A 13,941-nucleotide genomic window follows, 5' to 3' on the forward strand; every position below is an offset into this window, starting at 1 on the left:
CCTCTTCCGCCTCAAGCATCTCCTAGCACCCTCGCTACCACAGGGGAGAGAAACAGTCGTCCACGGGAAACGTGGGTGGGGTGGCGGGGGCGGGGGGGGTGCCCCCCCCCCCCCCCCCCCCCCCCAGCACCAGGTCGCCCGGCACCACGGGCCCGTCGTTGCGGGTCCAGTGCAGGATCGTGGCGTGCGGGCCGGCCGCGGCGATCGAGCCGTAGCCGACGTCGTTGCCCTCGAGGCGAGCGCGGGTGGCGAAGACGCCCTCGATGACGCGCTCGCCGCGGACCTCGCTCGTGATGCGCGGCAGCTCGGCGAGGACCTCGGCGAAGCCGCGTTCGGTCGCGTCGACCGCGGCCCGCAGTTCGGCGATCTCGAACTCGTCCTTCACGAGCCGCAGCTCGGAGACCGCGCGCGCGAGCTCGCCGTCGGGCTCGTGCTCGGCGTTGACCTCGATGCTGAACGGCGCGTCGGACGCGTTCGTGGAGAGCGCGGCCTCGGCGGCGAAGCGCAGGCGCCCGTGGTCGACGCGCTCGGTGATCGCGGCGTCGGCCACGCGTACCACGAGCGTGGCGGTGTCGACCGCGTCGACCACGCGGTCGAACTCGGCGATGCCCTTCGTCGCGACCTGCAGGTCGGCGGCGACGTGCGCGAGCGACGGGCGCGGCCCGATCCAGAACTCGCCGATCGCGGCGTTGGCGTAGAACTCGTCGGAGTCGCGGCCGGCGCGCTCGCGGAAGTACACGGTCGCATCGTGACCCGACTCGCCGGCGGGCTCCATCACGAGCACGGCCCCGGGCTCGGAGTCGGAGCCCCAGCCGGTGAGGTGGGCGAACGCCGAGTGCGCGCGGAACGGGTAGTCGGTGTCGTTCGCGCGCTGCTTCATGTCGCCGGCGGGGACGATGAGCCGCTGCCCGCGGAACTCGGCCGACAGGCGCTCGCGGCGCGCTGCGGCGTACGCGGCTTGCGCTCGCGGCGTCGGCAGGGGCTCGTCGCGTTCGGCCCAGCCGCCGAAGATGAAGGCCTTGAAGCCCTCGGACTCGGGCGTCGTGGAACGGTTCGCGTTCCGGACGTCGGACTCCTCGGCGGGCAGTTCGTCGGTGGGGCGGGCCTCGTGGGCCGTCGCGGTGGCGTCGCCGGTGTTCGTCATGCGTTCCATTCTGGCACCGACGGATGTCGCGGCCCGGTGCTCAGCCGCGGGCGAGCGTCGCCACGATCGGGCGGTGGTCGCTGCCCGCGTCGTCGAGGCCCTCGATCACGCGGAACGCCTCGACGCTCCATCCGGGTGTCGCCAGCACGTGGTCGATCGGACTCCCCAGCAGGGCGGGGACGCGGGTCGGCCACGTGCCCACCGCCGCCGACCCGGCCCGCGCCGCGGCATCCGCGCACCGCCCGAGATCGCCGCCGTCGACGCTGCGACCGGCGAAGTGATCGAGCGTGGCGTTGAAGTCGCCGGCCATGATGACGTCGTCGCCCGAGCACTGCTCGGCGAGCCAGTCGAGGTCGCTGCGCCAGTTCCGCAGCTCCCAGCGGATGGGCGCGACGGCGTGCACCGCGACGATGCGCGGCCCCACGCCGCCGACGGGCTCGGCGACCACGCTCGGCAGCGTGTTCGTGTTGCCGGGTGGACCGGGCCACGGCTCGTTGACCACCTGGTAGTCGCCGAGGTCGGGGGAGATGAGCAGCGTCGTGGATCGCGCCTTCGCGACCTCGTCGAAGAACTGGGTGTGCACCCACATGGGGCGTCCGCCGTCTCGCATCTCGATCGCGACCTCCTCGCCGAGCGGCGCGGTCGTCTCCGGGAGCACGACCACGTCGGCGCCCTCGGCGAGCGCGAGGCCGGCGATGGTCGACGCGTCGGGCACCTCGCCCAGCGTGTTCCACGAGAGCACCGTGACCGAGTCGGATGCCGCGTCGGCGGGCTGGACCCCGGCGCCGAATCCGCGCACGGCGAGGATGCCGGCGTTCCCGATCGTGAACACGAGGAGGATCGCCGCCATCGCGGCCCCGAACCGGCGCGCCGCGCCGGTCAGCGCGAGGATGCCGAACACCGCGGCGGCGGCCGCGGCGCCGAGGGCCGCCGCCGCGCGGAGCGCGACGACGTGGGCGGCGATCCACTGGTTCTGCAGGCCGAACGCCTGCGGCCAGAGCAGCACCGCCAGGACGGCTGCGGTGCCGAGCGCGATCGCCCAGCCGAGGGTGCGGGGGAGCATCCACACCAGCCTAGCCGCGCCGACGGACCGGTCGGCCGCGCCTACGATGGGGGGATGGCCGATGCCCCGGTCCACGTCGCGGCCGACCTGCACACGCACTCCACGGTCTCCGACGGAACGGACACCCCAGCGGAGCTCGTCGAGGCTGCCGCCCGCGCCGGGCTGAGCGCGATCGCCATCACCGACCACGACTCGACGACCGGCTGGGCGGAGGCGGCCGACGCGGCGATCCGGAACGGGATCGTGCTCATCCCGGGGATGGAGCTCTCGACGCGCGTGCAGTTCGCGAGCGTGCACGTGCTGGCCTACCTCGTCGAGCCGCGCGACGAGGGGCTCCTCGCGGAGACCGCGCGGATCCGCGAGTCGCGGATGACCCGGGCCGAGAAGATCGTGCGCCGCATCTCGGCCGACTACGACCTCACCTGGGACGACGTGCTGGCCCAGACCACCGACGGCGCGACCATCGGCCGCCCGCACATCGCCGACGCGCTCGTCGCGCGCGGCCACGCCGCCACCCGGTCCGAGGCGTTCGCGGGGATCCTCCACTGGCGCACCGGCTACGCGCAGCCGCACTACGCGCCCGATCCGCTCACCGGCATCCGGCTCATCCGCGCCGCCGGAGGCGTTCCCGTGCTCGCGCACCCCGGAACGCGCGGTGCCGAGGACGTGATCACCGAGGAGCGCCTGCGCCGCTTCGTCGACGCCGGGCTCTTCGGCCTCGAGGTCGACCATCCCGAGAACACCGCGGCCTCCCGGCCGCGACTGCGTGCGCTCGCGGAGCGGTACGGACTCGCGGTGACCGGCTCGAGCGACTACCACGGCCTCGGCAAGGCGAATCGGCTCGCCGAGCACACGACGCCGCCCGAGGTGGTCGCGCGCATCGTCGCCGAGGCGACGGGCAGCCGACCCGTGGTGCCTCGCGCGGGCGAACCCGCGGCGCGCTGAACTGCGGCCCGCCAGGTCGCGGCCGCGATTCGCCCCGGGGCGCGAGGCGCTATGCGATGGGCGCGGCGCCGCCCGTGCGCGGGCCGCGGCGACGACGTCGGCGGCGCGGCGGCGCGGCGTTGCCGTCGTGGTGCTCGGAGCCCTTGCCGTCGTGCGTGCCGGCGCCCGGCTCCTTCGCGTCGGCCGAGGCGCCCGCCTGGCTGGACGCGGCGTCGCCGCCCTGCGCGGCGCCCTCGCCGACCGGCTCGCCCGATCGGGTGCGACGGCGCGAGCGCGAGCGACGCGGTCGGGACGCGTCGTCGGTCGCGGCCTCGCCCTCGCGGCGGCCCGCGGTGCTCGACCGCGTGGGGGGCGCGCTCGGCGCGGGCGTCAGGCGGCCCTTGGTGCCCTCGGGGATGTCGAGGTCGGTGTAGAGGTGCGGGCTCGACGAGTACGTCTCGGTCGGCTCGGGCTGGCCGAACTCGAGCGCGCGGTTGATCAGGGCCCACTTGTGCAGGTCGTCCCAGTCGACGAAGGTCACCGCGATGCCGGTCTTGCCGGCGCGACCGGTGCGGCCCGCGCGGTGCAGGTACGTCTTGTCGTCGTCGGGGATGGTGTGGTTGATGACGTGCGTCACGTCGTCGACGTCGATGCCGCGCGCCGCGACATCCGTGGCGATCAGCACGTCCTTCTTGCCGGCCTTGAACGCGGCCATGGCGCGCTCGCGCTGGTCCTGGTTGAGGTCGCCGTGCACGGCGGCCGCGTTGAACCCGCGGTCGTTGAGCTCCTCGACGAGCTTCGCGGCGGCGCGCTTGGTGCGCGTGAAGATCACGGTCTTGCCGCGGCCCTCGGCCTGCAGGATGCGGGCGATCACCTCGTCCTTGTCGAGCGAGTGGGCGCGGTAGACGAGGTGCTTGATGTTCGCCTGCGTGAGGCCCTCGTCGGGGTCGCTCGCGCGGATGTGGATCGGCCGGGTCATGAAGCGGCGCGCGAGCGCCACGATCGGACCGGGCATGGTCGCCGAGAAGAGCATGGTGTGGCGGTTCGCGGGCGTCTGCGAGAACAGCTTCTCGATGTCGGCGAGGAAGCCGAGGTCGAGCATCTTGTCGGCCTCGTCGAGCACCATCTCGGTCACGTTCTTCAGCGACAGCAGCCGCTGGCTCGCCAGGTCGAGGAGGCGGCCCGGGGTGCCCACCACGATCTGCGCGCCGGCCTTCAGCTGCTCGATCTGGCCCTCGTACGCCTTGCCGCCGTAGATCGACACGATCGAGGTCGGGCGGTTGGACGTCGCGAGCTCGAGGTCTTCGGTCACCTGCACGCACAGCTCCCGCGTGGGCACCACGACCAGCGCCTTCACGCCGGGCTCGGGGGCATCGCCGAGTCGCTGGATCAGCGGCAGGCCGAACCCGAAGGTCTTGCCGGTTCCGGTCTTGGCCTGTCCGATGATGTCCTGGCCGGTGAGCGCCAGCGGGATGGTCTGCTCCTGGATGGGGAAGGCATCGGCGATGCCCTTCCCGGCGAGGGCCTCGACGATGTCGGGCGCGATGCCGAGTTCGGTGAAAGTGGTCACGTGTTCTACCTGTCGGTGATGCGGAGAGGGGTGCGCCCTGTTCCGATCGTCAGGCGCACGGCCGCGGTTCCATCGCCCGCGTGCCCGACCAGCCTATCCGAGCGGGCTGGGAAGGCCTCTATGCTGTCGTGCGTGGTGAACTGGTCCAAGCCGCGGCTTCCGCGGCCCGAGGCGCCGAGGATGCGTCCGCGCGTGGCGCCGACCGAGCTCACCCGCATCGACTTCACCGAGGTCGTGCCCGACCCGGTGGCCTTCCTCGGCCAGGCCGCGTACATCCAGCTCGAGTTCTTCGAGAGCCTCGCGAAGGCCGTGGCCACGGCGCCCGACCTGGCCGCGAAGGAGGGCCTGAGCGCCGCCGCCGGCGTCGCACTGCGCAAGCACCACGACCTGATCGCCGAGCTGCGCCGCCTCGACGCCGAGCCCGCGGAGGTCATGGCGCCGTTCGCGCCCGCCACCGACCGGTTCCGGCAGGCGACCTCGGGCGCCGACTGGACCGAGCTGCTGCTCGGGATCCACATCACCTCGGGCATGCTCGACGACTACTTCGCCCGGCTGTCCGAGGGCCTGCCGTCCGAGCTCGGCGCGCGGGTGCGGGCGATCCTCGGCGAGCACGGGGCCGACGATGTGGTCGTGCGCGAGCTCGCACAGGCTATCGCGGCCGACGCGACGCTCGGCGACCGCCTCGCGCTCTGGGGCCGCAGCCTGGTCGGCGACACGTTGCTGATCGCGCACTCGGCGCTGCGCGCGTCGGAGTCGACCGGCGCGCTCGGGACCGACGTCGAGCCGGTGTTCACCGAGCTCATCGCCGCGCACACGCGACGCATGGACGCGCTCGGCCTCACGGCCTGACGCGGCCGCTCCGGCGTCGTGCCGCGACTCGTCCGGTCAGCCGTGCGACACGCCGAACTTGGCGAGCCGGGCGAACGTCTCGGCGTCCCTCCGCTCGCGGCGCGGTCCGATGAACAGCGCGGTGCCGGCCGCGGCCGCGGCGGCGGCGGCGAGCGAGATCACCCAGATCCACCCGCCGTCCCACGCGAATCCGAGCCAGGTCAGCGCGACCCAGACGACCGCCGCGACGGCGGCGCCGATTGCCGGCACGAGGACCACGCCGTGCGTGCGGCGTCGGGGGATCGCATAGCGCGCCGCGAGGCCGAGGATCGCACCGCCGAGCGTGACGAAGAGGAGCTCCATCAGCCGACGAACCCGATCCGGCGGGCCTCCTCGGTGCCGATCTCCACGTAGGCGAGCGCAGCGGCGGGCACCACGTAGACCGTTCCCTTGCTGTCGGTCAGGCGCAGCACCGGCGACTGGCCGGAGAGGGCTGCGGCGACGGCCTGCTCGACCTCCGCCGCCGTCTGCGAGGTCTCGAAGCCGAGCTCGCGGGGGGAGTTCTGGATGCCGATGCGAAGGTCCACTGTGCGCCTTTCTGTCGTTGACGCCACCCTACGACACGCGCGGGTCCGGCCCCGTCGCGTTCACTGTCGGCGGACACGGATACCGTGGGCGGCATGCACCTCGATGCGACCCTCGTCCGCCCGGCCCCAGACCTCGTCGGCGGGGGTCACGCGGCCGTGTTCGGGGCGCCCGGAACGGGCAAGACCCGGCTCGCGATCGAGCTCGTCGCCGAGCGCGTCGAGGGCGGGCTCGACCCGTCCGAGGTGCTCGTGCTCGCCGCCACGCGCCGCACGGCGGCCGGCCTGCGCGACGCCCTCGCGGTGCGCCTCGGGCTCACCACGCGCGGCGCGCTGGCCCGCACTGCGAGCGCCGTGGCGTACGACCTCGTGCGCGCCCGGACCGGTCGCGCCGTGACGTTGCTCACCGGCGCCGAGCACGACCAGGTGATCGGCGAGCTCCTCGAGGCGCAGGCGCTCGACGGCGGGGGGCCGGAATGGCCCGAGGCGCTCACGGCCGAGGTGCGGGCGCTGCGCGGGTTCCGCTCCGAGCTGCGCGACCTCATGATGCGCGCCGTCGAGCAGGGCGTGACCCCGGCCGAGCTCGAGGCGCTCGGCGTGCGAGCCGACCGCACCGAGTGGGTCGCCGCCGCCCGGTTCCTCACCGAGTACGCCGAGGTGAAGGAACAGCTGCGACCGACGCAGTTCGACTCGGCCGAGCTCGGCGCGTTCGCCGCGTCGATCGTCCACGGCAGCCTCCGTGATCCGCGCGACGAGGCCGCGCTCGGCCCGCTCGCGCGGCTCCGGCTGATCGTGGTCGACGACGCGCAGGAGGCCACCGAGGCGGGCGCGGCGCTGCTCGGCGCGTTCGCCGAGCGCGGCGTCGACGTGGTCGCGTTCGGCGACCCCGACGTGGCGAGCAACGGGTTCCGCGGCGGCCGCGCCGACCTGCTCGGGTCGCTCTCGGCCGCGCTCGGCGGGCGCGAGGTCCGGCGCGTCGAGCTCCCCGTCGTGCACCGGGGCCGGCCCGCGCACCGCGTGCTGTTCACGCAGGTCGCGAGCCACATCGGCACGGCGCTGGGCGGCGCGCATCGGGCGGCCGCCCACGCGCTCGAGCACGACGACGACCCGCTCGAGCCGGTCGTCGGGATCGAGGCGCCGTCGCCCGCGGCCGAGGCGGGGCAGGTGGCCGCGCTGCTGCGCGAACGGCACCTGCTCGACGGGGTGCCGTGGTCGGCGATGGCGGTCGTCCTGCGGTCGGGGGCCGAGATCCCGGCGTTCGCGCGAGCGCTCGCCGCCTCCGACGTGCCGGTCTCCGGCGGCGTCGCGCGCAGCGCGCTCCGCGACGCACCGGGCTCCGCGGCGCTCCTGGCCGCGGCCGCGTGCGTGCTCGGCATCGAGCCGACCACGGCCGAGTCCGCGACGGCGCTGCTGACCGGGCCGCTCGGTCGGCTCGACCGCGTCGGGCTGCGTCGGCTCCGGCTCGCGCTCCGCCACGACGAACTCGCGGCCGGCGGCGTCCGCAGTGCCGACGAGCTGCTCGTCGAGGCGCTCGGCGCACCCGGCGGGTTCGCCACGATCGACGCGCCGTCCGGTCGGCGCGCGGGGCGGCTCGCGTCGCTGCTCGATGCCGCGCGCAGCTCGGCGGCACGCGGTGCGACGGTCGAGGAACTGCTCTGGCTGCTCTGGCACGACAGCGGCCTCGAGGGCGAATGGGCCGCACAGGCGGCGGGCAGCGGCGTCCTCGCCGACGAGGCCGACCGCTCGATCGACGCGGTCGTGGCGCTGTTCGCCGCCGCCCGGCGTTTCGTGGAGCGCGAGCCGGGTGCGCCGGCCCGCCGCTTCGTCGAGGAGATGCTCCAGAACGCCCTGCCCGAGGACTCGCTCGCGCCCGAGCGCGGAGTGGGGGCCGTGGTGCTCGCGACCCCGCCGGCACTCATCGGCCGCGAGTTCGACGTGGTGGTCGTCGCCGGCCTGCAGGACGGGGTGTGGCCCAACCTCCGCCCGCGCGGCACCCTGCTCCACGCCGGCGCGCTGGGCGCGGCCGTCGCCGCCATGCGCGCCGGCGAGCCGCAGCCCGAAGCCGAGAGCGCGGCGGCGGTCCGCGCGGCGGTGCGGGGCGACGAGCTGCGGCTGTTCGCGCTCGCCGTCTCACGTGCTCGCCGGCAGGTCGTGCTCGCCTGCACGGCCACCGACGACGAGCAGCCGTCGGTGCTCATGGGCTTCGCGCCCGTCAGGCCGCCGGCGCGTCGGCGCCGCCCACTGCACCTGCGCGGTCTCGTCGGCGCACTGCGCCGCGATGCCGCGACCGGCGACCCCGAAGCAGCGGCGGCACTCGCGCTCCTGGCCGAGCAGGGCGTCGCGGGTGCGCACCCCGACGAGTGGTACGGCCTCGCCGAGCCGACGACCACCGCGCCGCTCGTCGACCTCGACGGCGATCCCGAGGCGCTGGTCGCCGTCTCGCCGTCGCAGATCGATCGCGTCGAGGAGTCGCCGCTCGGCTGGTTCGTCGATCACGTCGCCCAGCCGCCGTCGGGTCTCGCGGCCTCGATCGGCACGATCGTGCACGCCGTCGTCGAGGAGGCCGCCGCGAGCGAGGGCGAGCTCGACGTCGAGACGCTGTGGGCGTCGGTGGAGCGCCGCTGGCGAGACCTCAGGTTCGATGCGGGCTGGGTGGCCGAGCGCGAGCTGCGGGGCGCGCGGCGCATGACCGAGGGCGCGGCCGACTACCTCCGGAACGCCGTCGACGACGGGGTCGTGGTGCTCGGCGCCGAGGGTCGGTTCACGCTCGTGAGCGGGCGCGTCCGGATCACCGGCACGATCGACCGCGTCGAAGCCTCCGCTGACGGCACGACGGTGATCGTCGACCTGAAGACGGGCCGCACGCCGCCCACGGCAGCGCAGACCGCATCGCATCCGCAGCTCGCGGCGTACCAGCTCGCCGCGCGTGCAGGAGTGCTGCCGAACGCGGGCCGCCTCGGGGGCGCGAAGCTGGTGTACGTCGCCCGGCCGGTGGGCGGCCGCCTCTACACCGAGCGCGCCCAGCAGCCCTTCGACGACGAGGCCGAGGCCGCATTCCGCGAGCGCCTCGACCAGGTCGGCCGGGTCATGGCGGGAGCATCGTTCGAGTCGCCCGTCGAGCTGCCCCACGGCTCGCGGTTCGGCGACTGGCAGTACCGCGTCCACCTGGTGCCGGCGGTGTCGGCGTGAGCCCGGCAGCCGAGCCGGTCCGGATCGGCGCCGACGAGATCGCGCGTCGCCTCGGGCTTCACGAGCCCACCCCGGAGCAACGCGCGGTGATCGAGGCAGACCCTCACGGGCAGAGCATCGTCGTCGCGGGGGCGGGCAGCGGCAAGACCGAGACCATGGCCAATCGCGTCGTGTGGCTGCTCGCCAACGGGCTGGTCGACGTGCCCGAGGTGCTGGGGCTCACCTTCACGCGAAAGGCGGCGGGCGAGCTCGCCGAGCGGGTGCGCGAACGCGTGGCGCAACTGGTCGACGAGGGCATCGCCGACGTCCGGCTCGATCCCCTCGAGTCGGCCGCGGTGTTCACCTACAACGCCTTCGCCGGGGCGATCTACCGCGAGCACGCCCTCCGGATCGGTCGCGAGCCCGATGCGGCGATCCTCGGCGAGGCCGCTGCCTGGCAGCTCGCGCGCAGCATCGTCGCCGCATCCGCCGACGAGCGGCTCGTCGAGCTCGACGCGTCGCTCGACCGGGTCACGGGCGCGGTCCTCGGCCTCAGTCGCGCGCTCGCCGAGAACGTGACCGACAGCCGCGACGTCCGCGCCTTCGCGCGGGAGTTCCTCGCGATGGCCGACCTGCCCATCGAGGCGCCGCGCAAGCGCACGCCGTTCGAGAGCTTCGTCTCCGCCCTCGGTGTCGTCGATGCGCTCCCGCCCCTGCTCGACCTCGCCGACGCGTACGCCGAGGCGAAGCTGCGACGGGGCGTGGTCGAGTTCTCCGACCAGGTCGCGCTCGCACTGCAGATCTGCACCGCCCACCCCGACGTCGTCGAGGCCCACCGCGAGCGGTACGCGACCGTGCTGCTCGACGAGTACCAGGACACGAGCGTCGTGCAGACCCGGTTGCTCGCGACGCTGTTCGGAGGGCGCCCGGTCATGGCGGTCGGCGATCCCGACCAGTCGATCTACGGATGGCGCGGCGCAAGTGCGGCGAACCTCGCGCGGTTCCCGGCCGACTTCTCGACGTCGGGCTCCGCGGCCGCGTACGACCTGTCGACGAGCTGGCGCAATCCGATCGTCGTGCTCGAGGCCGCCAACGCGCTCATCGCACCCCTCGACGCCGGCATCCCGAAGGCGTCGCTCCGTCCCTCGCCCTTCGCGGAGCCGGGCCGTCTCGACGTGTCGTGGCACGAGACCATCGACGACGAGGCCGCGGCCCTCGCCGACTGGTTCGCCGCGCGCATGCGCGCGGGCGGGCGCACGGGGGCGATGCTGTGCCGCACGTTCGCCCATGTCGACCTCTTCGCGGCCGCGCTGCGCGAGCGGGGCGTGCCGGTGCACGTGCTCGGCGTCGCGGGGCTGCTCGACCAGCCCGTGATCGCCGACCTCGTCTGCGCCCTCCGCGTCGTGCACGACCCCACCGCCGGATCCGAACTGCTGCGCCTGCTCGGCGGCGCGCGCTGGCGCATCGGCACCGCCGATCTCGCCGCGCTCGGCGGGCTCGCCCGCTGGCTGGCGGAACGCGACCTCAGCACGCGGCGCCTCGCCGACGAGGTGCGGCAGGGTATCCGCGGCTCCATCGCGCCCGACGAGTCGCCGTCGATCGTCGACGCCCTCGACTTCCTGCTCACCGCACCAGACGAGCACCGCGCGCTCGGCCGATTCACCGTCGAGGGGCTTGCTCGGCTCCGGCGCGCGGGCGCGCAGCTGCAGTCGCTCCGTCGCCGTGCCGGGCTCGGGCTCGTCGACTTCGTCACGCTCGTCGAGCAGGAGCTGCTGCTCGACATCGAGGTCGCTGCGAACCCCTCCCAGCCGCTCGGTTCCGCCAGCCTCGAGACGTTCGGCGACCTCGTCGCCGGCTTCGTCGACACGGCCGAGCACCCGACGCTCGGGGCGTTCCTCGGCTGGCTCACCGAAGCCGAGCAGCGCGACCGGCTGAGCCCCCGCCAAGACGATCCCGAGCCCGGCGCCGTCCAGGTGCTCTCCATCCACGGGTCCAAGGGGCTCGAATGGGATGTCGTCGCGATCCCGCGCCTCGTCGAGGACGAACTGCCCTCCAAGCCCCGGAGCGGCAAGGGGTGGCTCGCGTTCGGGATGCTCCCCGACGAGTTCCGCGGCGACCGCGACGAGATCCCCGAGCTCGTGTGGCGCGGTGTGCAGAGCCAAGCCGAGTTCGACGAGTCCGTCCGCGCCTACTCGGCCGAGAACCGGGAACGTCACGCCGAGGAGGAACGGCGGCTCGCCTACGTCGGCGTCACCCGCGCGCGGTCCGAGCTGCTGCTGACCGGATCGTGGTGGGCGACGCAGAGGTCACCGCGCTCGCCGAGCACGTTCCTGCGCGAGTTGGTCGTGGCCGGAGTCGTCGACCCCGATTCGCTTCCGCCTGCACCCGAGGAATCCGAGAACCCGCGCGCGGCCGAGGCGTCGCGCGTGACCTGGCCGCTCGATCCGCTGGGGGCTCGCCGCCCCGCGGTCCTGCGGGCGGCCGAGGCGGTGCGCGAGGCCGCGGCCGGTCCGAGCGGCGCGGGGATCGGGCCGGCCCTCGCCGACGACATCCGGATGCTGCTCGAGGAACGGCGCCGGCGCGGCGAGCGACGTGGCGGTGGCGTGCCGACCCGCGTCCCCGCCTCGCGCTTCAAGGACTACGTCGACGACCCCGACGCGGTCGCCGCCGAGCTCGCCCGGCCGATGCCGCAGCGTCCGTACCGGGCCACCCGCATCGGCACGCTCTTCCACGCATGGGTCGAGCAGCGCTCGACCGGCGGTCCGGGTGCGGGCGGCAGCGCGCCGGTCGACTCGACGTCCGCCGACCTCGACGCGCTCGACCTCGAGTTCGACGTCGCCGACGACCTCGTCGACCACGGCTCGGGTCGCCCCGGCGACCCCGTCGAGGCACGGCTGGAGCGGCTCCGCTCCATCTTCGCCGCGTCGGAATGGGCCGACCGGCGGCCGGCGGCCGTCGAGCTCGAGCTGCACCTTCCGCTCGACGAGCACGTGTTCGTGTGCAAGATCGACGCGGTGTACGAGGTCGAGCCCGACTCGGAAGCGGGTCGCCGCGGCATCCGCTACCAGGTCGTCGACTGGAAGACCGGGGCGGCGGCACGCGATGCCAGGGAGCTCGAGCTGCGGCAGACGCAACTCGCGTTGTACCGGCTCGCGTACGCCCGCTGGGCCGACGTGCCGGCGGCGGCCATCGACGCGGTCTTCTACTACGTCGAGGACGACCGCGTCCTGCGTCCCGACGTGCTGTACGACGAGGAGGCGATCCGCCGGGTGTGGGCCGGCGTCGCCACGCGTGCCGTGCAGGCCGAGCCGACCGCGGCCGCCGTCCTGCCCGAGAGGGTGCGCACGGCGATCGCCCGAGCCTAGGCGGTGCGGTCGCGCGCGTCGCCGCTCGCGGGCGGCTTCGCGTCGCCCCAGTCGCTGAGGTCGAGGGGGATCGGCGCCGTCGCGTCCATCGGTGGTGCGACGGGCGGGTCGCCGGCGCCGGTCGTGACCGGCCCGGTGGCGCCGCCCGATCGGTCGCCGTCGAGGTGGCGCCGCAGCTCCTCTACGTCGTAGCTGTCGGTCAGCATGGTCGACCCGGCCTCTCGGGCGCGGACGTCGCGGGGCGTCTCCTCGAGCAGGCGCTCGACCTCGGCCACCGCGAGGATCGGTCCCGTGTCGCTGGTCAGCGGCTCGGACGACAGGTCGTGCACGCTCGCGACGAGTCCGTCGAGCAGCGCGACCGCATCCTCGATGACGGCCTCGTCGTGCGTGTCGACGCCGTGCAGCAGCCAGCGCGCGAGCTCGAGCTCGGCGTAGAGGAGCGCCCGGCGCGCGAGCTCGGCATCGGCGCCGCCCGATCGTGCGGCCACGTACGAGGTCAGCGCCTCCTCGGCCGAGGCGCCCGTCGACGTGAGCACCCAGTGCAGGTCGCGAGCGGGATCGTCGTGCGCGAGGCCCGACCACCCGATCACGCCCGAGACGCGGTCGCCCTCGACGAGGAACGAGTCCGCGCCGAGCTGGCCGTTCACGACGGTGGGGACGAACCGCCAGAGCGTGTCGTCGTCGGTGGCCTCCTCCCACCGGCGCACGAGCGCCGCCGGAAGCCGGCCGGTGTCGGCGGCGCGGTCGATGACCGCGACGACCGACTCGCGCGCCTCGGCCGCGGAGCGCCGGGGCAGCCCGGCTTCGCCGACGAAGCCGGGCGGCAGCGAGTGGATGGCGGCGATCGCGCGGCCGATCGCGGCCGCGAGCGCCGGGTTCGCGGTCAGCTCGTCGGCCGAGCGGACGGCGCCCGGGATGAACCCGGTCACGACCGCGCGCGTCGGGCCGATCGGCGCCTGTCCGACGAACTCGGGCACGGCGAAGGGCAGTCGCGAGCGGATGCCGGGCGTCAGCGCGCGCAGCGCCACGAGGTCGGCGGACTGCTCGGATTCCGCGCTCTGCGTCCGCGGAGCGCGGATGAGCAGGCGTCGTCCGTCGCTGGAATGGAGCTCGACGGCGTCGAACGCGCCGCCCGCGCTGCGGGTGTGCGCCCGGGCCGCCCGCACCTCGAGTCCGGCCACCGCGGCCGTGGCCAACGCGGCTAGAGTGAGTGGGGGTCTGGCCATGGCACACAGCCTAAGCAGGTGTTCCCGCCTGCCCGGCGACCGCCACGCCTTCCGAACGACTCCGGCCGC

9 protein-coding genes and 1 pseudogene are annotated in these 13,941 nt (G+C 74.6%); 4 read left to right on the plus strand and 6 right to left on the minus strand.

Annotation, left to right across the window (positions count from 1 at the left end):
• Positions 1-127: 127 nt before the first annotated feature.
• A pseudogene (locus ACZ4TW_RS13380) lies at positions 128-1,144 on the minus strand (aminopeptidase P N-terminal domain-containing protein); the annotation flags it as partial.
• Positions 1,145-1,184: 40 nt separating this feature from the next.
• On the minus strand, positions 1,185-2,207 hold the full coding sequence (locus ACZ4TW_RS13385; RefSeq protein WP_465543222.1) for an endonuclease/exonuclease/phosphatase family protein: 1,023 nt from the start codon (positions 2,205-2,207) through the stop codon (positions 1,185-1,187).
• 54 nt (positions 2,208-2,261) lie between these two features.
• Between ACZ4TW_RS13385 and ACZ4TW_RS13390 the strand changes: the two genes are divergently transcribed.
• The gene (locus tag ACZ4TW_RS13390) at positions 2,262-3,152 is read left to right on the plus strand and encodes a PHP domain-containing protein (RefSeq protein WP_465543223.1); all 891 of its coding nucleotides are present in this window, start codon (positions 2,262-2,264) and stop codon (positions 3,150-3,152) included.
• Between the two features lie 49 nt (positions 3,153-3,201).
• Here ACZ4TW_RS13390 and ACZ4TW_RS13395 read toward each other — a convergent pair whose 3' ends face one another.
• On the minus strand, positions 3,202-4,701 hold the full coding sequence (locus tag ACZ4TW_RS13395) for a DEAD/DEAH box helicase (protein ID WP_465543224.1): 1,500 nt from the start codon (positions 4,699-4,701) through the stop codon (positions 3,202-3,204).
• A gap of 132 nt (positions 4,702-4,833) precedes the next feature.
• Here ACZ4TW_RS13395 and ACZ4TW_RS13400 point away from each other — a divergent pair, with 132 nt between their 5' ends.
• Entirely contained in the window at positions 4,834-5,550 is a 717-nt protein-coding gene (locus tag ACZ4TW_RS13400) for a ferritin-like fold-containing protein (RefSeq protein ID WP_465543225.1), read from the plus strand.
• 36 nt (positions 5,551-5,586) lie between these two features.
• Here the strand turns inward: ACZ4TW_RS13400 and ACZ4TW_RS13405 are convergent, their stop codons facing one another.
• Positions 5,587-5,892, minus strand: coding sequence for a hypothetical protein (locus tag ACZ4TW_RS13405; protein WP_465543226.1), 306 nt, complete (start codon positions 5,890-5,892; stop codon positions 5,587-5,589).
• Positions 5,892-6,116 carry a DUF3107 domain-containing protein gene (locus tag ACZ4TW_RS13410; protein WP_465543227.1) on the minus strand — a complete coding sequence of 75 codons (225 nt, stop codon included), beginning with the start codon at positions 6,114-6,116 and terminating at the stop codon, positions 5,892-5,894. The genes ACZ4TW_RS13405 and ACZ4TW_RS13410 overlap by 1 nt, the downstream gene beginning before the upstream one ends.
• A 93-nt stretch (positions 6,117-6,209) precedes the next feature.
• Here ACZ4TW_RS13410 and ACZ4TW_RS13415 point away from each other — a divergent pair, with 93 nt between their 5' ends.
• Positions 6,210-9,302, plus strand: coding sequence for a PD-(D/E)XK nuclease family protein (locus ACZ4TW_RS13415; RefSeq protein WP_465543228.1), 3,093 nt, complete (start codon positions 6,210-6,212; stop codon positions 9,300-9,302).
• Entirely contained in the window at positions 9,299-12,646 is a 3,348-nt protein-coding gene (locus tag ACZ4TW_RS13420; protein ID WP_465543229.1) for an ATP-dependent DNA helicase, read from the plus strand. Before ACZ4TW_RS13415 ends, ACZ4TW_RS13420 begins: the two co-directional genes overlap by 4 nt.
• Here the strand turns inward: ACZ4TW_RS13420 and ACZ4TW_RS13425 are convergent.
• Positions 12,643-13,872 (minus strand): phosphotransferase, encoded by a 1,230-nt coding sequence (locus ACZ4TW_RS13425; protein ID WP_465543230.1) that lies wholly within the window; start codon positions 13,870-13,872, stop codon positions 12,643-12,645. The genes ACZ4TW_RS13420 and ACZ4TW_RS13425 overlap by 4 nt on opposite strands.
• Between the last annotated feature and the right edge of the window lie 69 nt (positions 13,873-13,941).

The sequence above is a fragment of the Agromyces sp. NPDC029043 genome (assembly GCF_055564615.1).